This is a genomic window from Bradyrhizobium sp. SZCCHNS30572 (genome assembly GCF_032484415.1).
Classification (GTDB): Bacteria; Pseudomonadota; Alphaproteobacteria; order Rhizobiales; family Xanthobacteraceae; genus Bradyrhizobium.
The window spans coordinates 221,614-244,899 of sequence record NZ_JAUESY010000005.1; the positions used below are offsets into that span (position 1 = coordinate 221,614).

Sequence of the window (23,286 nt, forward strand, 5' to 3'; positions counted from 1 at the left end):
TCCCATCAGTGGCCCGCGGAGCGCGGCGAATCAAGGCGTTCTCGCGGGACCGTGATAGTGAAATCTAGCGCGAACCGCTTTCGAGGTCACGCGCGGAACCACTATATACCGGGACCAGACGAGATGCGTCGGACTGGGTGACGCACCCAAATGGCCGAATCGCGAGGACGACGACATGAAGCTTCCAGGACCGGATCATCCGATCACCGTCACCCCCAATCCGAAACGCGTACGGGTGATCGCCGACGGCGTCGTGATTGCCGACACCACCCGCGCGTTGACGGTGAAGGAAGCGAGCTACCCCGCGGTTCAATACGTGCCGCGGGCCGACGCCAACATGGCGGCCTTGCACAAGACTGATCGTGTCACCCATTGTCCGTACAAGGGGGATGCGAGCTATTTCAGCGTCATCGCCAACGGCAAGACATTGGACAATGCGATCTGGAGCTACGAGGCGCCCTTCCCGGCGATGACCGAGATCTCGGGCCACCTGGCGTTCTATCCGGACAAGGTACGGATCGAGGAGGTCGCAGCTGATTGAACTGCGGTGACAGCCCGCCGCGCGGCCGGCACGAGGCCCATACCGGCGCGGCGGTCGTTTCGATCACTGACCTGATGGCGTGCTACACTCTAAAAATCGTAAGCCCGAGAATCAGCAGCACGAGGAAGATCACCAGGAAGATATAGAACAGGATCCGCGCAATGTCGGCGGAAGCTGCCGAGATGCCGGTGAAGCCGAGAATACCGGCCACCACCGAGATCACGAAGAACAGCAGCGCCCATTTGAGAATAGTCACGGTATGGTCCTCCGGTTCTGCGCCATGCCGGCGCGGCGCCTCACTAACGATGACGCGGGGAACCGGTTCCTTCGGCCATCGGTCCCGGTGCCGAAGAAATGCGCAACCCACGACAGTCCCGGCCGTAACTTCGTAGGTCGTTGGTTCGTAAGGATATCGGGAGCGGAAATCGGCAGAGTGTGTGAGAAACCGGCTTGCGGACCGCGGCACTTGCTGATTTGCAGCACCAACGACGACATCTGGTAGTCCGGCGCCGTCATTCGCTCGCTTTTGGGCGACTCCAGCGAATGGCGGTGCCAGAGGGTCACACGAGCTCATCCACTCATTCCAGCTCGCGCAGCCTGGACGACGTTTGCATGACGCCCCGCGGCGAAGGGGGGATGCGATCGTCACATCCGCTGCACGGGCCGGGCAGCAGCGACGCCGGGGGGCGTATGGTCATATCGGTTACACAATCGGCGGCGGCCGCAAAGGTCGAGCTTCAGGCCCGCCCGCGCGCCCGGGCGCGCAACGCCGCGCTCGATCACGCCCGGACATTCCTGACGCTGGTGGTGCTGCTCCACCACGCCGTGATTCCCTATACCTATTTCGGGCACACCGATCCGACGTCCTTCCTCGGTTTCGACGCCATCGTGCTGGCCACCGACAGCTTCTTCATGGCCATGTTCTTCTTTCTGTCGGGCCTGTTCGTGTGGTCGGGCCTTGCCCACAAGTCGACGCTGCAGTTCCTGCGTGACCGGCTATTGCGCCTTGGCCTGCCCTTCGCCATCGCGGCCCTGACCGTCATTCCGCTTGCCTATTACGCGATCGAGCTGCGCGCCAATCCCGACGCCAGCTTCGCTGCCTTCTGGTGGAAGACGGTCACGGTCGGTCCATGGCCGAGCGGACCGATCTGGTTCATCTGGGTGCTGCTGGCGTTCGACACCTCGGCAGCCCTTTTGTACCGCGTCTCGCCGCGCCTGCTGGATCCGATCAATCGGCTGTCGCAGCGCGCCTTCGAGCATCCGCGCGACTTCTTCTTCGCCTTCCTGCTGATCACGGGCGGGCTCTATGTCCCGTCCCGGCTCTATTTCGGCCCGACGTTGTGGTTCGAGGCAGGGCCGCTCTCGGTGCAGGCCAGCCGCGTCTTGCTCTACGCCGCCTATTTCTACGTCGGGGCTGGCATCGGCTCGGCCAATTTCGAACGCGGCCTGCTGGCCGCAGAAGGGCAGATGTCGCAGCGCGGACTCGGGGCCTGGATCGTGGTCACGCTCGTGCCCTATGCGCTGCTCTGGGTGCTCATCACGATCAAGCGCCAAGTGCTGGGCAATCCGCCCGTGTTGCCGCAATGGTACGAGGCGGCCTATGGCTTCTTGTTCGTCATCTTCAGCGCCGCGATCCTGTTTGCGATCCTGTCCTACTTCCTGAACAACCGCCGCTCGGAATTCTCCGTGCTCGATCGCATGCAGGCCGATGCCTATGGCATGTTCCTGGTGCACTATCCGATCGTGCTGTGGATCCAGTACTGGCTGTTCGACTTCGGCCTGCCAGCCATCGCCAAGGCGACGATCGCCTTTGTCGGCAGCATGCTGCTGAGCTGGGGCGCGACCTGGGTGCTCAGGCAGATTCCGGGGGCGAAGAACGTGTTGTAGGACGGTCCTGCCTCCTCCGTCATTGCGAGGAGCGCAGCGACGACGCAATCCAGACCGCATCCGCGGATGGCCGTCTTGGATTGCTACGCTGCGCCCGCAATGACGCTGGGCGAGGCCAACGCTCTCACGACGAACTCCGTCGTCGTCGGCCAGCGTGCCTGACTGTGACAGCCGTGGCGTGCGTCCGGGGTCAGGCGGCTGACCCGCCCATGTATTTGGGCAGCCAGCTTTCGAATCCCGTCTTGAGCGCGGCGACCTCGACGGCACCATCGCCGGCGATCGCCAGCGCAGTGCCGCCTGTCGTGCCGATGCGCGTGCACGGCACGCCGGCGCCGCGCATCTTGGCGAGCACGCGGCCAGCCTCGGTCTCCGGCACCGTCACGAGATAGCGCGCCTGGTCCTCGCCGAACCAATAGGCATGCGGCACGATCGAGGCAGGCGCGGCCAGCAGCCGCGCGCCGATGCCGGAGGCCATTGCCATCTCGGCGAGCGCGACGAGCAGACCACCGTCGGCCAGATCATGCGCAGCTGTCGCCGTGCCCGCATGGATCATGCCGCGGACGACATCGCCGATGCGCTTCTCGGCGGCGAGGTCGACAGGCGGCGGAGCGCCCTCCTCCCGGCCGCAGACGTCGCGCAAGTAGACCGACTGGCCGAGCCAGCCATGGGTCTCGCCGATCAACAGGATCGCCTCGCCCTCGGCCTTGAAGGCGATGCTCGCCGACTTGGTGAAATCATCGAGCAGCCCGACGCCGCCGATCGAGGGAGTCGGCAGGATCGCGCGGCCGTTGGTCTCGTTGTAGAGCGAGACGTTCCCGGAGACGACGGGGAAGTCGAGCGCGCGGCAGGCCTCCGAAATGCCTTTCAGGCAGCCGACGAACTGGCCCATGATCTCGGGCCGCTCCGGGTTGCCGAAATTGAGATTGTCGGTGATCGCAAGCGGTCGGCCACCGACCGCGGTGATGTTGCGCCAGGCTTCGGCGACGGCCTGCTTGCCACCCTCGAAAGGGTCGGCCTCGCAATAGCGGGGCGTGACGTCGACTGTGAGCGCAAGCCCCTTCGGGCCATCCTGCACGCGCACCACGGCGGCATCGCCGCCGGGGCGCTGCACGGTGTTGCCGAGGATCACATGGTCATACTGCTCCCAGATCCAGCGCTTGGAGCACAGATCGGGCGTTGCGACGAGCTTCTCCAGGGCCGGGATGATGTCCAGGGGCGGCTTGACCTCGCGGGCGTGGATCACCGGCAGCGCCGATGAGGCCACGTGCGGACGGTCGTACAGCGGCGCCTCGTCACCGAGCTCCTTGATCGGCAGGTCGGCCATGACGTCGCCGCCATGCTTCACCACGAACCGCTTGCTCGGCGTGGTGAAGCCGACCACCGCGAAATCGAGCCCCCATTTGCGGAAGATCGCTTCCGCCTCCTTCTCCTTCTCCGGCTTCAGCACCATGAGCATCCGCTCCTGACTCTCGGAGAGCATCATCTCGTAGGCGCTCATGCCGATCTCACGGGTCGGCACGGCATCGAGATCGAGATCGACGCCGAGGTCGCCCTTGGCTCCCATCTCGACCGCCGAGCAGGTCAGCCCGGCCGCGCCCATGTCCTGGATCGCGATCACGCAGTCCGCGGCCATGATCTCGAGGCACGCCTCCAGCAGCAGCTTCTCGGCGAAGGGGTCGCCGACCTGCACCGTCGGGCGCTTCTCCTCCGAGGAGTCGTCGAACTCGGCCGAGGCCATCGAGGCGCCGTGGATGCCGTCGCGGCCGGTCTTGGAGCCGAGATAGACGATCGGCATGTTCACGCCGGAGGCGGCCGCATAGAAGATCTTGTCGGCGTCGGCGAGGCCGACCGCCATGGCGTTGACCAGGATATTGCCGTCATAGCGGGTGTGGAAGCGGGTCTGACCGCCGACCGTCGGAACGCCAAACGAGTTGCCATAGCCGCCGATGCCGGCCACCACCCCGGACACCAGATGCCGGGTCTTGGGATGCTCCGGCGCGCCGAACGACAGCGCGTTCAGGCAGGCGATCGGGCGTGCGCCCATGGTGAACACGTCGCGCAGGATGCCGCCGACGCCGGTGGTCGCACCCTGATACGGCTCGATGTAGCTCGGGTGGTTGTGGCTCTCCATCTTGAACACGACCGCCTGGCCGTCGCCGATGTCGATCACGCCGGCGTTCTCGCCGGGGCCCTGGATCACCCAGGGCGCCTTGGTCGGCAGTCCCCGCAGATGGATGCGGGACGACTTGTACGAGCAGTGCTCGTTCCACATCGCCGAGAAGATGCCGAGCTCGGTAAAGGTCGGCACCCGCCCGATCAGCTTCAGGATGCGCTCATATTCATCGGGCTTCAGCCCGTGGGCGGCGACGAGCTCGGGGGTGATCTGCGGTTCATTGCGCATGGAGAAATGCCTTTGCCCGTGGGCCGCTGGTCCCTTGAAGCCTGCTTCATAGAAAGATCGCCAGGGCGGGAAAAGGCCTTTTACGGCCCTATTCCGCCCTGTCCAGAGCTTTGGCCCGGACCCGCAGAGCGGGATATTTGCAGATTGGCGACCAATCGGATTTAAGACGGTAAATCAACAGTTAAAGGCCCTGACACGTGCACGACCTGTCCCGTTCCGCCTTCGAGAACCGCCCTGGCATCCACATCGCGACCGACGGCGAGTTCGCCGGCTGGCGGACCTGGATGCGCGACAGCTACGAATCCCACACCGGGCCATTCTGGCACCGGATGGAGGACGATGGCTCGATCCGCTGCGCCTTCCGGGTCGAGAAGAAGCACCTCAACGGCGGCGGCAATGTCCATGGCGGCTGCCTGATGACATTCGCCGATTACTGCCTGTTCGCCTTCGCCGCGCCGATCATGCAGGGCCCGGGTGTCACGGTCTCGTTCTCGTCCGAGTTCCTCGATGCCGCGCGTGAGGGCGAACTGATCGAGGCTACCGGCGAGGTCACCCGCGCCGGCGCCTCGCTGATCTTCCTGCGCGGCATGCTGCATTCCGGCCCAAAGCCGCTGTTCTCGTTTTCCGGCACCATCAAGCGCATCAGGCGGCGGACACCGGAGGCGGCGAACTCGCCGTAGGGACGGAGCAAGGGGGATCGCGCTCAACCCTCTCCGTCGTTCCGGGGCATTCGCGCGCAAAATGGCGTAGCCATTTTGAAGCAGCGCGAATGAGCCGGCAGCCGCAAAATGGTCGAAGAACAGCGCCACGCGCATCCCGCCTCCCAAGACATGCGTGGTTATGGATTCCGGGCTCGCGCTTCGCGCGCCCCGGAATGACGCGCGGAGAAGATGTACCCTGCCGTTGCGGAGCTACCCCGCGATCTGCTTCTCGGCGATCGCGATCCACTCGGCCTGCGCCTTGCGTACATGTCGTGGCGCGCGCTTCATCTGGATCAGCAGCTCGGTGAACACAACCTTGGCTTCATCGATCCGGCCGACCAGCTTGAGCAGCGTGCCGTAGCGGACCTTCGCCTCGCTGCCCGGCGCATAGTCCAGCAGCGCCTGGTACTCCTCGATGGCCTCATCGATGCGGCCGGCTTCCTGCAAAGCCCGTGCATAGAGCAGATGCGCCTCGGCCGAATTGTAGTCCGGCCAGCTCTTCTGCAGCTCGTCGAGCGTCGCCAGCGCATCCGCTGGGCGGCGGCGCGCGAACTGCGCCTTGGCCTTGCCCAGCGCGAACAGCGGCTCGTGGCCCATCGGCAGGCTCAGGATGTGATCGTAATGCTGCTCGGCCTCGTCATAACGCCCGACCGCGACGCATTCCTCGGCCAGCGCCGCGCGGTTGGCGATCGTGTCCGTGATCGCGACACGATCGGACAGCTCGCGGTAGTCTTTCTCGGGGTCCAGCTTGTTGGCGACGCGCTTGCGCGCCTTCTGGACGTCGTGGCTGCCCAGCCATTCCGGCACCAGCTCGACGACGATGTAGGCGAGCGCGCCGATCATCGGCACCATCAGGATGATGAAGGCCCAGGGCTGCAGACGGCCAGTCCGCGACGCATGGTAGATCAGCGAAATGTCGAGCAGCAGTACGACGAGCGCGATAGGCACGGCAGATCCCCAACTCACGGCGAGATTTTACACGCCGACGTTGATAGCGTGGCCGGCCAGCCCGGACAATCCCGCGCTCACGCAGGCCGTTGCGGACGATCCCGTTTTGACGCATCACGGCCACAGCAGGTTCAATGGACGCACGCCTGTGGCGGCGGCCTCCGCGACGCTCGTAGCTAAGCTCCCACGGGGCCCCGGCGAGATTCATCGAAGCGAAAGAACGCCGAGGGATTGTCGACCAGAAGCCGCTGTCGCGCCGTCTCCGACGGCGCGATCTCGGCCACGAGGTCGGCCAGCACCGCATCGTCCGGCATTTGTCCCGTGATGTTGACGTGCGGCCAGTCGCTGCCCCACAGCACGCGCTCAGGGGCGTGCGCGGCAACGCTTCGGGCGAACGGCACAACGTCATGATAGGGCGCGCCCTCGCGCGAGATGCGATCGGCACCGCTGAGCTTGATCCAGACCCGCCCGCTGTCGAGCAAGCGACACAGGATCGCCTGACAGGCGCCGAGATTCCGGCCGAGGTCCGGCCGGGCCATGTGGTCGATCACCATGCGCAGCTCGATGGCCGCGATCAGCTCGGCATAGCGGATGAGATCGGCGGCCGTGACATGAATGGCGACATGCCAGTCGAACGGCCTCACCAGCGCGAGCACGGCCCGCATGCGCTCCGCCGACGGCGCGCCGCCGAGATGCGCCAGGAAGTTGAAGCGGGCACCGCAGACGCCGGCTTTATCGAGGCGCGCGACCTCCGCAGCCGTGACCTCCGCTCCGAGCACGGCGACGCCGCGGTAGCGGCCTTCTCCCACGGCCAGCGCATCGAGCAGCGGGCGATGGTCGCGGCCATGACCCTGGCTGTGGACGATGACCGCGCGATCGATGCCCAGCCGATCGTGCAAACGGCGCAGCGCCGTTTCCGGCGCCTCCGGCGGCGTGAAGCTGCGATCGTCGGGCAGCGGAAAGCGGTCGAACGGACCGAAGATGTGACAATGCGCATCGCAGGCCCCTGCCGGCCATGCGCGGGAAACGGCAGCCATGCCCGTGCTCATGGGTTCAGTCACAGCGGGCGCTCATGCCGCCATCGACAACGATCTCGGTGCCGGTAACGAAGCGCGCCTCGTCGGAGGCGAGGAACAGCGCGGCGTGGGCGGTGTCGCGGCCGTCGCCCATGAAGCCGAGCGGGATGCGAGCCTGCCGCGTCCGCAGCAGCGCCGCGACATCGCCGCCGGCGCGCTGCCCGGCGAGGCGCGCCTCGACCATCGGCGTGTGCATCTGGCCAGGCACCACCGTGTTCACGCGCACGCGCTGCGGGGCATACTGCACGGCAACGACGCGCGAGAACTGGATCACCGCGGCCTTGGCCGAGGCGTAGCCGACCTGCGCCGATCCGGTCCAGCGGATGCCCGAGGTGGAGGCCGTGTTGACGATGGCCCCGCCGCCCTGCGCCGCCATGTGCGGCAGCACCGCCTTGCAGGTGAGGAAGACGCTCTTCACGTTGAGATCGAGCTGCGCGTCCCAGCCCTGCTCGCTCAGCTCGACCGGGCCTCCCGGCGCCGAGCCACCGACATTGTTGACCAGAATATCGACGCGGCCGAACGCTGCGATACAGGCGTCGACCATCGCGGCGACATCCGCCGCATCGGTGACGTCGCAGCGGTGGGCCTGGATGACGCCGCCGTGGTCCAGGGCGCGCGCCAGCGTCTCGTCCATGCGGCTGCCATCGCGGTCGACGGCGAGGACCCTGGCGCCCTCGCGCGCGAAGATGACCGCCGCGGCGCGGCCGTTGCCCCAGCCCGGACCGACGCAGCCGGCCCCGGTGATGATCGCGACCTTGCCCTCCAGGCGCTTCGTCATGGTCATGGCTCCAGCTCCGGCGTCTCGCCATCGGGCAGGCCGATGTCGAACGCGTTGAGGGTCAGCGCCACCAGCCCGTAATAGCCGATGATGCCGACGAGATCGACGACGCCGCGCGTGCCGAGGGTTGCGGCCGCCAGCGCGTGCAGAGCGTCCGGCACGCGGCCGCTGGCGAGCAGCTGCCGGGTGTAGTCGTGAACGAGCTTCGCGGCCGGATCGGTGAACTCTGGATCACGCCGTTGCGCGATCGCGTCGATGACCGACGGGGCGATGCCCGCCTCGAGCCCATCCCGCTTGTGGGCATACCATTCGACATGCGAGGTCCAGTGCCGTGCCGTCACGAGGATCGCGAGCTCGGACAGCGCAGGCGGCAATGACGTCTCGTAGCGGGCGAACTCGCCGAGCTTCTGGGCCCGGCGTCCGAGCTCCGGACTGTGCAGCCAGGCCCGCAGCGGCGCCGGGATCCGGCCGCGCCGGCCGGCGATGGCCTCTTCGGCCACCGCGCGCTGCGTCTCGTCCATCTCGGCCAGGGCAAGGTCCTTGATGCGCATGCGATGCTCCTGGTCACGAGGCGCGAGGAATCGGCTGTGTCCCGGGCCTGGCAAGAAAAGCCGTCAGCCGCCCCGCCAGCTCGGCGGGGGCCTGCACCTGCATCAGATGACCGGCCGTGTCGACGGTCGCGAACGCCGCGCCGGGAATGAGACGGGCGAGCGCCTCGACCTGCGCCTGCGGCCGCAACAGATCATGCGCGCCGGCAAGCAGCAGGCAGCGCTGCCGAACCTCCGCGAGCCGTTCGCGCAGATCGACCTCAGCGAACGCCAGGTTGTTATGGGCATATCCGACCGGATCGTTGCCGAGGAAGCGGCCGAGATAAGCGAGGTAGGCATTGCGGTCGGTTCGCAGCACCGGCGGATAGGAACGATCGAGCGTATCCGCCGCCACGGCGCGCATGCCGGCGCGCATGCAGAGCGCGGAGCGCGCCGCCAGATACTGCACGCGGCCAGCATCGACGCTGAGGGCCGGCGCGCACAGCGCCAGCGCGCCCACGCGCTGCGGATGCGCCAGCGCGAAGCTGACGGCGAGCGCCGCACCGGCGGCGACGCCGGCGATATCGACCGGTCCGTCGGTGCCGAGCGCCCTCAGCAGCCGGTCGAGGTCGCCGACGTGATCGGCGAAGCCGAACGGCGCGCGCGGCTTTTCCGACAGGCCGGCGCCGCGCAGATCATAGCGCAGCACCCGCAGGTCATCGGGCAGCTCGAGCATCAAGGCATCGAAGCTTTCGATGCTGCCGCCGAGCTCATGCAGCAACACCAGCGTCCTCGCGCCACCGCCGCGCAGCTCATAGCGCAGCGTCAAGCCGTCGAGATGGATGAAGTTCATCGGCGAGGCGCCCGTCTCATCGTTGTCGGCGCGCGGTTTGACTCGCCCTGGGCCGCTTGCAATAAACTGCGGCGGGCAGCGGCGCGGAGGACACGGCCATCGACATCCGCGAGCTTCGTTACTTCGTGCAGGTGGCGCGCGCCGGTAGCCTGAGCCGGGCATCGGCATTGCTTAATGTCGCGCAATCCGCGCTCAGCCGGCAGCTGATGAAGCTGGAGGACGAGCTTGGCGTCGCGCTGCTGGTGCGGCACGGCCGCGGCGTCCGCCTGACCCGCGCCGGCACGACGTTCCTCGAGCACGCCCATGCCGTGCTGCTGCAGATCGACCAGATGCCGGGCGCGGTGCGCTCGCCGGATTCGAGCTTCGCCGGTCACATCGCGCTCGGGGTGCCGCCGGTCGCGGGCCTGCGCATCGCGCCGTCCGTGGTGGTCGAACTGCGCCGGCGCTGGCCGCAGGCCTCCGTGCAGGTCCGCGAGGGCATCAGCTCGTCGCTGGAGGAATGGCTGCTGGACCGCCGGCTCGACATCGCCGTGCTCTACAATCCCCCGCCGCTCGACGGCATCGCGCTGGCCCCCATCCTGCACGAGCGGATGGTCGTCGCCCTGCCGCCGGCCAAGCGCGGCGACACCGTGGCCGAGACGATCGGCTGGCGCGAGCTGGCCGGCCTGTCGCTGATCCTGCCGAGTCTTCCGCACAGCAACCGGCGGCTGATCGAGCAGGCGGCGATCCAGAACGGCACGCGGCTCAACGTCGCCTTCGAGGTCGACAGCGTGAGCATGACGAAGGCCATGGTTCGGCGCGGTCTCGGCGCAACGATCCTCGCCCATGCCGCGGTCGTCGCCGAGGCGAAGCGCGGCGAGCTCACCGTGCGGTCGATCGAGCGGCCGCCGCTGATCTCGACCGTCTCGATCGGCATGCCGCGGGAACGCCAGCCGACCTGGCTGGCCGACGAGCTGCTGGCGCTGATGCGCGAGGTGATCGCGCAGAGCGTGGCGGACGGCGCCTGGCCCGGCGCCAAGATCATCGGCGACTACGTGCGCTGAGCTCATTCGCCCGCACCGGCGATTGCAGCGCGGCCCTCGTCGACGGCCGCCTCCGCGGCCGTCGACGCGGCGCCACCCGCGAGATAGGCATCGAGCCTGGCGGCATCCAGCGCATTTTCCCAGCGCGCGATGACGAACACGGCAACGGTGTTGCCGACGACGTTGGTGAGCGCGGTGCAGGTCGCCATCAGGCGGTCGATGCCGAACAGCAGGCCGAGGCCGTTGAGCGGGAGCACGCGGACGGATTGCAGGGTCGCCGCGAGCTTGATGAAGGCGCCGCCCGCGACGGTGGTGCCGCCCTTCGAGGTCAGCAGCATGACCGCGAGCACCGCCAGCTGCTGGCCGTAGCTGAATGGCGTGTCGGTGGCCTGGGCGATGAAGCCGACGGCAATCGCCATGTAGATGCCCGTGCCGTCGAGATTGAAGCTGTAGCCGGCCGGCAGCACGAAACCGACGATGGCGCCGTCGCAGCCGGCCTGCTCGAGCTTCTGCATCAGCCGCGGCAGCGCAACCTCGCCGGACGCGGTCCCGAGCACCAGTAGCAGCTCCTCGCGGATCAGCCGCAGCAGCTTGAGCAGCGACAGCCGCATGATGGCGCACACGCCGCCGAGCACGACTGCGACGAAGACGACCGCCGTGATCCAGTACAGCAGCACGACCTTGCCGAGATAGAGCAGCGTGGCGCCGCCATGCGTGCCGATCGCCGCCGCCATGGCGCCGAACGCCCCGAGTGGCGCCAGCTTCATGATGAAACCCAGCATGCGGAACAGCACGTCCTGCCCCTCCTCGATGCCGCGCAGGATCGCCGACTCCGTCTTCAGGCCGACGCTCAGCGCCGCGCCCACCATCACCGAGATGAACAGGATCTGGAGAATCTCGCCCTTGGCGAAGGCGTCGACGATCGTGGTCGGGATGATGCTGAGGAAGAAGCCGATAGCCGTGAAATTGCTCGCGGCGTTGGAGATGCGCGTCACGCTGTCATTGAGCGCGAGGTTGCCGGCATGGAGCCCGTCGCCGGGCTGGAACACGTTGACCGCGATGAAGCCGACGACCATGCCGAGCGTGGTCAGGATCTCGAAATACAGCAGCGACTTGAACGCGAGCCGGCCGAGCTGCCTCATATCGCGGACATGCGTCAGCCCGAGCACCACCGAGCAGAAGATGATCGGCCCGAGCATCATGCGCAGAAGTGCGATGAACGCATCGCCGAGCGGCTTCATCTGAACGGCCGCCTCTGGCGCCAGCAGGCCGACGGCGATCGCGAGCAGGATCGCGATCAGGACTTGGACATACAGCTGGCGGGTGATCGCCATGGCTCGTTTCGCTCCCCTTGTGGACGAGATGGAATCTCGTTCCCCGTTGTGAGCGAACTGAAGCAGAGCCGGACGTGCTATGTCCAAATCAATCTTTCGATGGCCTCCCATGCCGCAGCGGCAAGGGAGGTCATCGATGAGACAAGGCGCAGCCGCGCCTCGGCCCTACTGCTGCTGGTCGATGACCTGCACCACCTTCTGATCGCGCGGGTCGACCAGCACGACCTGCTCGCCGATCGCCAGATACTGGTAGTTGGCCAGCTCCGGATTGCTGCGCGCGAGCTCATCGGGCACGCGGCGCAGGCTCAGGCAGCTCGATCCGGACGAGGACGACGACGATGTCGTCGAGCCCACAGTGCCCGTCTCGGTGGCGGCGCGGCGCAGAATCTGGCGCTGATCGTCCGACAGCACGATCCGGGTCGAGCCGACGCCATAGCCGCCGCGATCATAGCCGCGGTCCGCGCGCATGCCGTTCTGCGGGATTACGTCGACGATCTCGCGGCTGCGCGGGTCGACGATCGCGATCTCGTCATGGATCACGGTGTACTCGTAGCCGCGATATTCCGGCACGATCGTCACGATGTCCGACGGCAGCGGACGCGGCCGCACGTGCTCCGGCAGGCGCTCGCCGACATTGATGTTGATGTTGAGATTGGTGCGCGCCTGGTCGAAGTCGTGATCGCGCTTGAGCTGATCGACCACGCGGGTCTTCTGCTGCTCGTTGACCGACACCTGCGTGCTGGAGCGGCTGCCATTGGGCTGGGTCTGATTGTTGGCCTGCCCGGTCTGATCACGCTGACCGGCGCCGGTCGGCTGGTTCTGCTGCGCGGTCGTGTTCTTGCTGTCGGCCGCGTTCGGCTGGTTGGCCTGCTTGTTGCGGTCGCCGGTCTGCTTGTCCGCGGCCTCGTCGGACGTGCCGGTCTTGCGCTCGTCCTGGCTCTGCCGGGTCTTGTCCTTATCGTGATCAGCGCGATCGGCCTCACGGTCGGACTTCCGATCCGTCGCCCCCGACTTGCTCTCGGCGGCGCGATCCTCGCCCTTGCGCGGCTCGTCGGCGCGCCCCTGCTGTTGCTTCGACTCGGCCTTGCTCTTGCTGTCAGACTGCTTGTCGGCCTGCTTGCTGTCAGTCGACGACTTCGACTCGGCGCTCTCCTTGGCCTCGCGGCCACGCTCGGCGGCCGCACCGCCCTTGCTCTCGGCGCTCTGCTTGGCATCATGTGCCGACCGCTCGGAGGACCTTTCCTGAGCCTGCTCGCGTCCTGCTGCGGATGAAGGCTCGCCACGGCGCTGCTCCTGCGCGCTCTGCTTTGCCTCGGCGCCGGCACGTTCCGCCGCGGCGGCGCCGCCCTTTGCCTCTCCCTTCGCCTCGGCAGCCGGACGCGTGGCCTCGTGCGCCGTCGCAGCGGCCGGGCCTCCCTCGCGCTTCATGTCGCCTTGCGCCGATACACCTGATGCCGTGCCGATCGCCAGGATGATCGCGGCCGTTCCCAGCCAATGTTTCGTCGTCATATGAGAACCTCCTTGGATCCCTGCCCCATTCGCTGGCGGACAACGCAAACAGCCGCCCGGCGTTGCCGGACGGCGCGAGAAAAAACTCCGGAACGATTTTGATGAACGGCTTCGGCGCGCCGTCACGCGATCATTTTGACCGTGGCGCGAGCAGAAGCATGACCGGGACCGCGAATTGCTTGAAGTTGGCCGTGCTGTTCGCCTCGCCAGTCGCGGAGCTGATCAGGCTGGCACTGCCTCTCGCGCCGAACAGCATGCCGCTCACTTGATATTCCTTCTCTCCGCCTGGCGACACTTTCAGGCGCCGTGCATAGAACATGCGCGGCAGCCCGCTGCCCTTGCCGCCCTCGACGCCCAGAATCGTCGTGCTCTGACCCGGCACGCGCTGGTCGAGCAGCTTGACGGTCTGGTCCTGGGAGGCGCGGAATTGCTCGATCGTCATCGTCGTGTTGGGTCCGTAGAGCCGGTAGCTCACCTTCGAGCCAGGGCCGCATTTCGCATCGTCGCACAGGAAGAAGGTCACATCGGTGCCGTTCGGCCGCTGCGGTTTCCAGCCGCCCACGGTGAACGGCAGAGTCGGTGTGGCGACCGACGGCGTCGTCGACGGGGTCTCGGCCCGAGCGGCGCCAACGCCCGTGACGAGCGAGAGCGACACGGACAGGAGAAGCCAGCGCAGGGCGCGCTGAGTGAGAGGCAGCGTCGACATCAAGGCACCGTCGGGATCGAGGAAGTGGCAGGCAGGACGGACGTCAGGGACGATCCGGGAGATGGAGGACGTCCCGCAACCTCGATCACCAATCGGTCGTTTGTGGGTCGGGCCGGGCGAGCGGCCCGACGGAAACGTCACGGGCGCAGCCCGCCGATCAGGCCGCGCGGTCGAGATGGGCGACGAGGCCGGCGAACAGGCCACGGCCGTCGGTGCAGCCCATGATGTCCTCGACGTGATTCTCGGGATGCGGCATCATGCCGAGCACATTCCCGTTCTCGTTGACGATGCCGGCGATGGAATGCGCAGCGCCATTGATGTTGCTGAGGTCGCCGACCTCGCCATCGGCTGAGCAGTAACGATAGAGCACGCGCCCATCGCCATTGAGCCGCTTCAAGGTCTCCTCGTCGGCCGCATAATTGCCCTCGCCGTGAGCGACCGGCACGCGGATGACCTGACCCGCATTGTAGCCGCGGGTGAACGGCGAATCGGAGCGCTCGACCCGCAGATGCACGTCCTTGCAGATGAACTTCAGCTTATCGTTGCGCATCAGCACGCCCGGCAGCAGGCCGGACTCGCACAGGATCTGGAAGCCGTTGCAGACGCCGAGCACCAAGCCGCCCTTGGCGGCGAAATCGCGTACTGCGTCCATCACCGGGGCCCGTGCCGCGATCGCGCCACAGCGCAGATAGTCGCCATAGGAGAAGCCGCCGGGCACCACGACGAGGTCGGTGCCCTTCGGCAGCGACGTCTCGGCGTGCCAGACCATCGCAGGCTCATGGCCGGAGATCATGCGCAGCGCGCGGGCCATGTCGCGTTCGCGGTTGATGCCGGGGAAGACGAGGACGGCGGATTTCATGATGCTACGTGTTTGCTCGATAATGATCCCCTCGCAGCGTCGCGAGAGTGTGTGAGTCCGACGAGAGCTCTCTGTTCAACGCTCGCGCACCAGCAAGCAGCTCATCGACAGAATGTTCGACACGGACCTGATCACGCGGGATTTCCAGCAGAAGCTCGTAGATCTCGCGGTCGATCACGGCCATTGCCTACCCCAGCAACTCCACCCGGTAATTCTCGATCACCGTATTCGCCAGCAGCTTGTCGGCGGCCGCCTTCAGGGCGGCCTCCGCCTTGGCCTTGTCGGCACCGGCGAGCTCGATGTCGAACACCTTGCCCTGCCGCACGCTGGCGACGCCGTCGACGCCGAGCGATTTCAGGGCGCCCTCGATCGCCTTGCCCTGCGGATCGAGGATGCCGGATTTCAGCGTCACCGTGACACGCGCTTTCACGTCTTGTTCCCTTTTAGCTCTTGACCAGGACCGGGCCGGAGCCCGCCGGGCGCTCGTTCTCGATGAGGATGCCGAGCCGCTTGGCGACCTCGGTATAGGCCTCCAGAAGGCCGCCAAGATCACGACGGAAGCGGTCCTTGTCGAGCTTCTCGTTCGACTTGATGTCCCACAGCCGGCAGGAATCGGGGGAAATCTCGTCGGCGACGATGATGCGCATCATCTCGTTCTCGAACAGCCGGCCGCATTCCATCTTGAAGTCGACCAGGCGGATGCCGATGCCGAGGAAAAGCCCGGTCAGGAAGTCGTTGACGCGAATGGCAAGCGCCATGATGTCGTCGATTTCCTGGGGCGTCGCCCAGCCGAACGCGGTGATGTGCTCCTCCGACACCATGGGGTCGTTGAGCTGGTCGTTCTTGTAATAGAATTCGATGATCGAACGCGGCAGCTGGGTGCCTTCCTCGATGCCGAGGCGCTGCGACAGCGAGCCCGCCGCCACATTGCGGACGACGACCTCGAGCGGCACGATCTCGACCTCGCGAATCAACTGCTCGCGCATGTTGAGCCGGCGGATGAAGTGAGTCGGAACCCCGATGTCGTTGAGGTGCTGAAACAGGTACTCCGAGATCCGGTTGTTGAGGACGCCCTTGCCTTCAATCACCTGGTGCTTCTTGGCATTGAAGGCGGTGGCGTCGTCCTTGAAGTGCTGGATCAGGGTGCCCGGCTCGGGGCCTTCATACAGGACCTTGGCCTTGCCTTCATAAATGCGACGCCGACGGCTCATTGGGATGTACCGTGTTTTGTTGAAATCCATGAAATGGTGGGCTCCGGATGACTTTGGACAGGACCACGACGGAGCTGCCGCGAGGGCCCGGACGGACGGAAACAGAACAAGAACCGGGCCTGTGGGAAACCTATCTCATTGGTGTCCCGAGCACAATCGATCCGGGCCTCGGGAGCGGAGTTTTACCGCCCTTCCCTGCGGCCTCGTACCCGTTGTATTGGCAAGATGTTCCAATTATTTAGGCGTGCGGCCACCGCCCCGCAACCGCCTGCGCGGTTAACCCTCTTCGGCAACACTGGAAGTTCCGACCATGACCACGTTCGACAAGCGCGAGGACGCCTTCGAGAAGCAATTCGCCCATGACGAGGAATTGAAGTTCAAGGCAGAAGCCCGCCGCAACAAGCTGCTCGGCCTGTGGGCAGCCGAAAAGCTCGGCAAGTCCGGCGCTGACGCCGACGCCTACGCCAAGGAGGTCGTCGCGGCCGATTTCGAGGAAGCGGGCGATGCCGACGTGCTGCGCAAGGTGCTGGGAGACCTCACCGCCAAGGGCGCGGCCGTCACCGAGGCGGACGTGCGCGCGAAGATGAGCGAGCTGCTGGTGACCGCCGTGGCGCAGGTCAAGGCGGGACAGTGAGAGGCGAATAGGGAGTAGCGAATAGGGATCTCCTGCCCCTATTCGCTACCCGCAATTCGCTACTCGCTTACTCTTCCTTGAAGCCGTATTCCGGCACGTTGCCGCTGGCGCCGTAATATTTGTAAGGCAGGAACTTGCCCGACATCGTGATCTTGACGCGGTCTCCCTTGGCATTGGGCAGGCGCTCCATCACCATGTCGAAGTCGATCGCCGACATGATGCCGTCGCCGAATTCCTCCTGGATCAGCTCCTTCCACGCCGGGCCGTTGATCATCACGAGCTCGTAGAAGCGGTAGATCAAGGGATCGGTCGGCGGCATCTGCACGCCCTCGCCGCGCATCGGCGTCTCGTTCAGCATCGCGATCTCGGATTTGGACAGGCCGAACAGCTCGCCGGCGTTCGCCGCCTGCGGCTTGGTCAGCTTCATCTGGCCGAGAACGGCGCCGACAATCAGCACCTCGGAATAGCCGCCGATCTGCTCGCAGATGTATTTCCAGCTCCAGCCCTTCTCGCGCTTGATGTCGAGCAGCTTCTCGGTGAGGTCGGATCGCTTCATGCTTGGTCTCCCTTGAAAGTCTTCGTTGATGGGTTTCTTCCGGCTGGGCGTCAGCGGGCGATCGCCTGCGGCGCGTCGTTCTCGACCGGGTTGGACGCGACGATCGTCGGCCCGCTGCGCCCGATCTTCACCACCGGCACCTTACGCGGATCGTGATCCGGCGTCTCGGCAGTGAAGGTCCTGCTGCGGCTGACCAGGAAATCGATGATATGGTTGCGCAGCGCGTAGTACAGCGGATGGCGATGCAGGTCGCCGCGCAGCCGGTCCTTCGGCAGCGGGTTCTCGACGATCTCCGCGAGCACCGCGCCGGGTCCGTTGGTCATCAGCACGATCTTGTCGGCGAGATAGATCGCTTCGTCCACGTCGTGGGTGATCATGAACACGGTCTGCCCGGTCTCGACGCAGATGCGGCGGACCTCGTCCTGCAGGGTGCCGCGCGTCAGCGCATCGAGCGCGGAGAACGGCTCGTCCATCAGCATGATCTTCGGCGTGATCGAGAGCGCGCGGGCAATCCCGACGCGCTGCTTCATGCCGCCGGACAGCTCCGACGGCCGCTTGTGCTCGGAGCCGGACAGGCCGACGAGCTCGATGTATTTCAGCGCATGCGCCTTGACCTTGGCGCGATCCCATTTGCGCCATTTCGACGAGACGGCATAGGCGACGTTGCCGAGCACCGTTCGCCACGGCAGCAGCGCATGGCTCTGGAAGATGACCGCTCGGTCGAGACTCGGACCTTCGATGGCCTGGCCGTCGACGATGACGGCGCCTTCGCTCGGCACGTCGAGGCCGGCAAGAACATTCAGCACCGTAGTCTTGCCGCAGCCGGAATGCCCGATCACGCAGACGAACTCGCCGCGCGCCATCGCGAGCCAGAGATTCTCGAAGATCGTCGTGCTGCGCGCCCCATCATAGCGCTTGGCGATCCCTTCGATGGAGATGAACTTGTCGGTCATAGGAAGGTCTTTCCGTTCCCTCCCCCCTTGTGGGGGAGGGTCAGGGAGGGGGGTCCCCCACGAAGACTCGCGCCTGGGGCACCCCCACCCCTGACCCCTCCCCGCAAGGGGGAGGGGAACGGAGTTGCGCACCTTGCAGCAGTTCGCCTGATCATGCCCTACTCCGGAAACGTCACGAGCCGCGACACGCGGGCCAGGATCTGATCCAGCACCATGCCGACCAGGCCGATCAACAGGATCGCGATGATCACGTTGGTGATCGAGAGGTTGTTCCACTCGTTCCAGACGAAGTAGCCGATGCCGGTGCCCCCGACGAGCATCTCGGCGGCGACGATGACGAGCCAGGCGATGCCGATCGAGATCCGCATGCCGGTGAGGATCGTCGGCGCCGCAGCCGGCAGGATGACCGTGAAGGCCCGGCGGAAATTCCCGACCTCGAGCGTGCGGGCGACGTTGATCCATTCCTTGCGCACGCCGGCGACGCCGAAGGCGGTGTTGATGAGCATCGGCCACACCGAGCAGATGAAGATCACGAAGATCGCCGACAGGCTGGAATCCTTGATGGTGTAGAGCGCGAGCGGCATCCAGGCGAGCGGCGAGATGGGCTTGAGAATCTGGATGAACGGATCGAGCGCCTTGCTCATCAAGGGCGACATGCCGATCAGGAAGCCGAGCGGGATCGCGACCGCGACTGCGATCAAATAGCCGAGCATGACCCGCCCGAGCGAGAAGGCGAGCTGGATGCCGAGCCCCTTGTCGTTCGGACCATTGTCGTAGAACGGCCGCCGCAGATGCTCCCACAGCTTGGCACCGACATCGAGCGGCCCGGGCATCGCCGACTTGCCCTGCGTGGCCGTCATGCCCATCAGCTTGGCGTATTCCGGGCTCATGTTGGCCGCGGCGCCCGTGCTGCGCGTCGCGATATGCCAGGCGCCGAGGAACACGGCCAGCAGCACGATGGAAACCACGGCGGCGCGGAGGCGAAGAGAGGCGGTCATGCCGGCGCTCCACTCACGGTGTCGTCCCTGCGAACGCAGGGACCCATAACCACCGTCCAGACTTGGTAAAAAAGATCGTCGTCGCCATTCCTGCCACAAGCGAGTTCACGGCGTATGGGTCCCCGCGTTCGCGGGGACGACACCGATGATTTGATCGGCAGCGTCGTGTCCATCGCGATTGTCGCGGCCAGCAGCGCCGCGCCCATTCCCCCCATCACGACGCCTTCTTGATCTTGAAGCTGGCGACGTAGTCGTCCGGCTTGGTCGGATCGAACGGCTTGCCCATCACCGAGAACGATTTGTAGGAGTCCTTCGGCGGCGTCAGGCCCATGTCGGTCATGACCTTGCGGGTGTCGGTGGCGAGATAGATCTGCTCCGCGACCGCCTTGTAGTCGACGTCGCCCTTGATCTGGCCCCAGCGCTTCATCTGCGTCAGCATCCACACCGCGAAGGACTGCCACGGGAACGGATCGAAATCGACGCGCTTCGGATCGGTCTTCACGCTGCCGAGGCCATCGGCGTAGGTGCCGGTCAAGACCTGCTCCATCACGGTCACCGGCGCGTTGATGTAGTTCGCCGGAGCGATCGCCTCCGCGATCTGCTTGCGGTTCTCAGCCTTCGACGCGTACGCGGTGGCATCGACGATGGCGCGGGTGAGAGCGGCAAAGCTGTTCGGCGCCGTGGTGATGAACTCGCGGCTCGCCGCGAAGCTGCAGCAGGGGTGACCGTCCCAGATCTCCTTCGATAGGATGTGCAGGAAGCCGACGCCGTCAAAGATCGCGCGCTGGCAGATGTTGTCGGGCGCGAGGAAGCCGTCGATGTTGTCGGCGCGCAGGTTCGCGACCATCTCCGGCGGCGGCACCGAGCGCAGCTGCACGTCGGTGTCGGGATCGATGCCGTGCTCGGCGAGATAATAGCGCAGGAGATAGTTGTGCATCGAATAGTCGAACGGAATGGCGAGCTTCATGCCCATCCAGTCCTTCGGATTGCGCTTGTCCTTGTGCTTCATCGCAAGCGTAATGCCCTGCCCGTTGATGTTCTCGATCGCGGGCACGGTGAACGGGATCGGCTGCGCACCGAGGCCGAGCGAGATCACGATCGGCATCGGCGCCAGCATGTGCGAGGCGTCGTATTCCTTGTTGATGGTCTTGTCGCGGATGACGGCCCAGCCGGCGGTCTTGACGACCTCGACGTTCAGCCCGGCCTTGGCATAGAAGCCGAGCGGCGCCGCCATGATGATCGGGGTCGCGCAGGTGATCGGGATGAAGCCGACCTTGAGATCCTTCTTCTCGGGCGCGCCCGCTTCGGCGAACGCCTCGGTCGCGGTCTTCAGCGGGAAGAACTGGGACACTGCGGCGAGCGCGGTGGCGGCGCCGACCGACTTCAGAAACGCGCGGCGGGTGGCAGCTTGCGGAAACACCGCGCGCAGCACGGCTGACGCGACCACGTTCTCGTAGCGCTTCTCGGTGGAGTCCGCCACGGGCTCGCAGCGCAGCGCCAGCGCGGCGTGCTCATGTTCGGCCGGGCTGCGATGCTGGCCGCAGATACAACCGGCATTCACGCGTGAATCGGCATCGAACGGATCATCGAAAATCGACATGTGCTGCGCCCCTTTGTCACACCTGCGCTGTCAGCGCCTTCGAACTGCTCGTCCGGCCGCATTTTTCAGCGGCCGGACGTGCTTAACATGCAGCTTCTATGCCGCCTTGCTGGTCATCGCCGGCATCGGAAGTCCTTCCTCGATCGGCAGCGACGGGTCGCGCGACCACTCGTTCCACGAGCCGAAGTACATCCGCACATCCTTCACGCCGGCGTTCTTCAGCGCCAGGAAGGTGTTCGAGGCCCGCGCGCCCTTGAAGCAGTAGAGATAAACCGGCGTGTCGACCGTGATGCCGACGGTGGCGCATTCGGCGAGGATCTCGTCCTTCGACTTGAAGCGCGGGCCTTCGGCGGTCGGCTTCATCATGCGGTACCATTCGAGCCAGACGGCGCCGGGGATGCGGCCTTTGCGCGGACAGAAATCCTTGCCGTAGGGCGAGGAGGAATCGCCGATCCACTCATCGACATCGCGGACGTCGAGGATCGCGATAGCGGGATTGCCAACCGCCGCCAGCATCGCCTTGGCGTCGATCAGGATGCTGCCCGCCTCCGGCACGATGGCGAACGAGGCCTTGGCCGGCGACGGCACGTCGGTCGTCACCGGCATGCCGGCGGCCACCCAGGCATCGTAGCCGCCATGCAGCACCTTGACCTTGGGATAGCCGAGCATCGTGAGCAGGAAATAGCCGCGGCACGACTGGCCGAAGCCGGAGTTCATCGACTGTTCGTAGACGACGGCGGTCTCGGCGCCCGAAAGGCCGGCGGCGCCGAACGCGTCCGCAAACTTCGTCTTCAATTCCTCCATGCCTTCCGGTGTGGACGTCGCGAGATAGGTGAATATCTCGTGGACGTTGACGGCGCCGGGAAGATGTCCCGCGGCGTAGGCATCGGGATTGCGGGTGTCGATCACGACACACGGCTCGGTCTTGATGAACTCAGCGAGTTCGCCGGCTGTAATCAGAACGTCCGTCATGGCAGGCCTCTCCTGGTTGGGATTTGTTGGTTTGCCGTTCTCGCCGGCGTCAGCCGTCGGCGAGCATCTTGCGGAGCTGCTTGGTCGCGGGAGTCACGATCGCGACGAAATAGGCCTCGCGCAGGCGACGTTCGGCGCGATTGCCCTTGAGGTAGCCGCGGGCTCCGCAATGGAGCATCGCGGCATGAGCGGCAGCGACGCTGGCCTCGCCGGCACGCAGGCGCAGCGCCACGACCTTGCGCCAATAGGTCTCGTCGGGGTTGAACGGATCGCTGGCGAGTTCTGCCGTCTCCTTCGCGAGTTCATCGGCGAGCGCGCTGAAATCGACCGGCTGCTGCGGCAGATAGCGGTTGACGTGGCCGAGCGGCGCCTCGACCTCCTGCATGATCTTGATGCAGTCCTTGATCAGGCCGAGCGCCATGCCGGCCTGCAACATGATGAATCCGGCACGGATCTTCTTGACGAAGGGACCGGCGGGATCGGCCAGGATCAGTTCGTCCGGCACGAACAGGTCGCGAAACTGGATGCCGTAGGTGCCGGTGCCGTCCATCGCCAGGAACGGCTGGCATGGCTGCAGGGTCACCGCCGGATCGGCACAGTCGGCGATGAACATCACGATCTCGCCGGGCGCGTCCTCACGCTCGAAGATCGTACCGAACATGTGGTCCGGCCCGAGGTTCGAGACCCAGGGCAGCACGCCGCGCACGACGTAGCCGCCCTCGACCTTGCGACCCCTGAGCTTGAGCTTCTCGATGCCGAAGAAGCTCTTCATCGGATTGGACAAGCCGGTGCCACCGAGCAACCGGCCGCTGGCGGCGTCGTCGAGAAGACGGCCGACGAGCGCCTTGTTGGGCGAGTTGGCGATGTACCAGACCAGCGTGTTCTGGCACCACGCCATGAAGGCAGAGGCGCCGCAGACCTCACCGATCGCGCCGATGGTGTCGATCGCGCAGTTGAGATCCGCCGCGCCATTTTCCGGCACGTGGCTGCTCCACGCGCCGACCTTGCCGAAGCGGCGGAGCACGTCGGCCGGGTACACCGTCCCGGCGTCGATGCCAGCGGCCAGCGGCGCGAGTTCCTTGCGCGCGATCGCCGTGACCTGCTCCACGGTCGACGGTATGGGCATGACGCCCGCGCCATCGACCGCCAGATGCTGTCCGAGTGAACCCGAGACTACTGAGTTCATGACGTCCTCCGCTACGCCGACCTCGAGGGCCGCC

General features: G+C 65.9%; 25 protein-coding genes. 5 read left to right on the forward strand and 20 right to left on the reverse strand.

All coding sequences use genetic code 11. The features are described from left to right. Positions 1–175: 175 nt before the first annotated feature. Positions 176–541: a DUF427 domain-containing protein gene (locus QX048_RS15300; RefSeq protein WP_315826308.1), complete on the forward strand. Its 366-nt coding sequence runs from the start codon at positions 176–178 to the stop codon at positions 539–541. 82 nt (positions 542–623) lie between these two features. On the opposite strand, the gene QX048_RS15305 is transcribed toward QX048_RS15300, so the two are convergent. Further along, a complete protein-coding gene (locus tag QX048_RS15305; protein ID WP_012045337.1) occupies positions 624–797 on the reverse strand; it encodes a DUF1328 domain-containing protein in 174 nt (57 codons plus the stop codon). Positions 798–1,231: 434 nt separating this feature from the next. Between QX048_RS15305 and QX048_RS15310 the strand changes: the two genes are divergently transcribed. Next, positions 1,232–2,428, forward strand: a complete 1,197-nt coding sequence (locus tag QX048_RS15310) for an acyltransferase (protein ID WP_315826309.1) — start codon at positions 1,232–1,234, stop codon at positions 2,426–2,428. Positions 2,429–2,618: 190 nt separating this feature from the next. Here QX048_RS15310 and purL read toward each other — a convergent pair whose 3' ends face one another. Further along, positions 2,619–4,829: a phosphoribosylformylglycinamidine synthase subunit PurL gene (purL, locus tag QX048_RS15315; RefSeq protein ID WP_315826310.1), complete on the reverse strand. Its 2,211-nt coding sequence runs from the start codon at positions 4,827–4,829 to the stop codon at positions 2,619–2,621. A 197-nt stretch (positions 4,830–5,026) separates the two neighbouring features. Here purL and QX048_RS15320 point away from each other — a divergent pair, with 197 nt between their 5' ends. Then, positions 5,027–5,509 carry a PaaI family thioesterase gene (locus tag QX048_RS15320; protein WP_315714838.1) on the forward strand — a complete coding sequence of 161 codons (483 nt, stop codon included), beginning with the start codon at positions 5,027–5,029 and terminating at the stop codon, positions 5,507–5,509. A 231-nt stretch (positions 5,510–5,740) separates the two neighbouring features. On the opposite strand, the gene QX048_RS15325 is transcribed toward QX048_RS15320, so the two are convergent. The 5 genes from QX048_RS15325 to QX048_RS15345 form a co-directional block, all read right to left on the reverse strand. Next, a complete protein-coding gene (locus QX048_RS15325; RefSeq protein ID WP_315826311.1) occupies positions 5,741–6,478 on the reverse strand; it encodes a tetratricopeptide repeat protein in 738 nt (245 codons plus the stop codon). Between the two features lie 176 nt (positions 6,479–6,654). Further along, complete coding sequence (locus QX048_RS15330) at positions 6,655–7,515, reverse strand: amidohydrolase family protein (protein ID WP_315749300.1); 861 nt, start codon at positions 7,513–7,515, stop codon at positions 6,655–6,657. Positions 7,516–7,531: 16 nt separating this feature from the next. Beyond that, entirely contained in the window at positions 7,532–8,332 is an 801-nt protein-coding gene (locus QX048_RS15335) for an SDR family NAD(P)-dependent oxidoreductase (protein ID WP_315750012.1), read from the reverse strand. A 2-nt stretch (positions 8,333–8,334) separates the two neighbouring features. Continuing rightward, positions 8,335–8,883, reverse strand: a complete 549-nt coding sequence (locus tag QX048_RS15340) for a carboxymuconolactone decarboxylase family protein (protein ID WP_315749298.1) — start codon at positions 8,881–8,883, stop codon at positions 8,335–8,337. A 13-nt stretch (positions 8,884–8,896) separates the two neighbouring features. Next, the gene (locus QX048_RS15345; RefSeq protein ID WP_315826312.1) at positions 8,897–9,712 is read right to left on the reverse strand and encodes an alpha/beta fold hydrolase; all 816 of its coding nucleotides are present in this window, start codon (positions 9,710–9,712) and stop codon (positions 8,897–8,899) included. Between the two features lie 104 nt (positions 9,713–9,816). On the opposite strand from QX048_RS15345, the gene QX048_RS15350 reads away from it, so the two are divergent. After that, positions 9,817–10,755, forward strand: coding sequence for a LysR family transcriptional regulator (locus tag QX048_RS15350; protein ID WP_315826478.1), 939 nt, complete (start codon positions 9,817–9,819; stop codon positions 10,753–10,755). 2 nt (positions 10,756–10,757) lie between these two features. Here QX048_RS15350 and QX048_RS15355 read toward each other — a convergent pair whose 3' ends face one another. The 7 genes from QX048_RS15355 to purC form a co-directional block, all read right to left on the reverse strand. After that, positions 10,758–12,068: a cation:dicarboxylate symporter family transporter gene (locus tag QX048_RS15355; RefSeq protein WP_315826313.1), complete on the reverse strand. Its 1,311-nt coding sequence runs from the start codon at positions 12,066–12,068 to the stop codon at positions 10,758–10,760. A 165-nt stretch (positions 12,069–12,233) separates the two neighbouring features. After that, the gene (locus QX048_RS15360) at positions 12,234–13,496 is read right to left on the reverse strand and encodes a DUF1236 domain-containing protein (protein ID WP_316200540.1); all 1,263 of its coding nucleotides are present in this window, start codon (positions 13,494–13,496) and stop codon (positions 12,234–12,236) included. Positions 13,497–13,707: 211 nt separating this feature from the next. Then, complete coding sequence (locus QX048_RS15365) at positions 13,708–14,283, reverse strand: hypothetical protein (RefSeq protein ID WP_315750008.1); 576 nt, start codon at positions 14,281–14,283, stop codon at positions 13,708–13,710. 157 nt (positions 14,284–14,440) lie between these two features. After that, a complete protein-coding gene (gene purQ / locus QX048_RS15370; RefSeq protein WP_315714844.1) occupies positions 14,441–15,142 on the reverse strand; it encodes a phosphoribosylformylglycinamidine synthase subunit PurQ in 702 nt (233 codons plus the stop codon). 4 nt (positions 15,143–15,146) lie between these two features. Next, positions 15,147–15,326, reverse strand: a complete 180-nt coding sequence (locus QX048_RS15375; protein WP_315749293.1) for a hypothetical protein — start codon at positions 15,324–15,326, stop codon at positions 15,147–15,149. A 3-nt stretch (positions 15,327–15,329) separates the two neighbouring features. After that, positions 15,330–15,572, reverse strand: coding sequence for a phosphoribosylformylglycinamidine synthase subunit PurS (purS, locus tag QX048_RS15380; protein ID WP_315706343.1), 243 nt, complete (start codon positions 15,570–15,572; stop codon positions 15,330–15,332). A 13-nt stretch (positions 15,573–15,585) separates the two neighbouring features. Continuing rightward, positions 15,586–16,353, reverse strand: a complete 768-nt coding sequence (purC, locus tag QX048_RS15385) for a phosphoribosylaminoimidazolesuccinocarboxamide synthase (protein WP_016843454.1) — start codon at positions 16,351–16,353, stop codon at positions 15,586–15,588. A 310-nt stretch (positions 16,354–16,663) separates the two neighbouring features. Between purC and QX048_RS15390 the strand changes: the two genes are divergently transcribed. Further along, entirely contained in the window at positions 16,664–16,987 is a 324-nt protein-coding gene (locus tag QX048_RS15390; RefSeq protein WP_315714845.1) for a DUF1476 domain-containing protein, read from the forward strand. A 67-nt stretch (positions 16,988–17,054) separates the two neighbouring features. On the opposite strand, the gene cynS is transcribed toward QX048_RS15390, so the two are convergent. The 6 genes from cynS to QX048_RS15420 form a co-directional block, all read right to left on the reverse strand. Beyond that, positions 17,055–17,543 carry a cyanase gene (gene cynS / locus QX048_RS15395; protein ID WP_315749292.1) on the reverse strand — a complete coding sequence of 163 codons (489 nt, stop codon included), beginning with the start codon at positions 17,541–17,543 and terminating at the stop codon, positions 17,055–17,057. A 50-nt stretch (positions 17,544–17,593) separates the two neighbouring features. Next, positions 17,594–18,496: an ABC transporter ATP-binding protein gene (locus tag QX048_RS15400; protein WP_315826314.1), complete on the reverse strand. Its 903-nt coding sequence runs from the start codon at positions 18,494–18,496 to the stop codon at positions 17,594–17,596. 158 nt (positions 18,497–18,654) lie between these two features. Continuing rightward, positions 18,655–19,494 carry a nitrate ABC transporter permease gene (gene ntrB / locus QX048_RS15405; protein ID WP_315826315.1) on the reverse strand — a complete coding sequence of 280 codons (840 nt, stop codon included), beginning with the start codon at positions 19,492–19,494 and terminating at the stop codon, positions 18,655–18,657. Positions 19,495–19,708: 214 nt separating this feature from the next. After that, the gene (locus QX048_RS15410; protein ID WP_316200522.1) at positions 19,709–21,094 is read right to left on the reverse strand and encodes a CmpA/NrtA family ABC transporter substrate-binding protein; all 1,386 of its coding nucleotides are present in this window, start codon (positions 21,092–21,094) and stop codon (positions 19,709–19,711) included. A 96-nt stretch (positions 21,095–21,190) separates the two neighbouring features. Beyond that, positions 21,191–22,066 (reverse strand): sulfurtransferase, encoded by an 876-nt coding sequence (locus QX048_RS15415; RefSeq protein WP_315749287.1) that lies wholly within the window; start codon positions 22,064–22,066, stop codon positions 21,191–21,193. A gap of 49 nt (positions 22,067–22,115) precedes the next feature. Beyond that, a complete protein-coding gene (locus QX048_RS15420) occupies positions 22,116–23,252 on the reverse strand; it encodes an acyl-CoA dehydrogenase family protein (RefSeq protein ID WP_409999220.1) in 1,137 nt (378 codons plus the stop codon). Between the last annotated feature and the right edge of the window lie 34 nt (positions 23,253–23,286).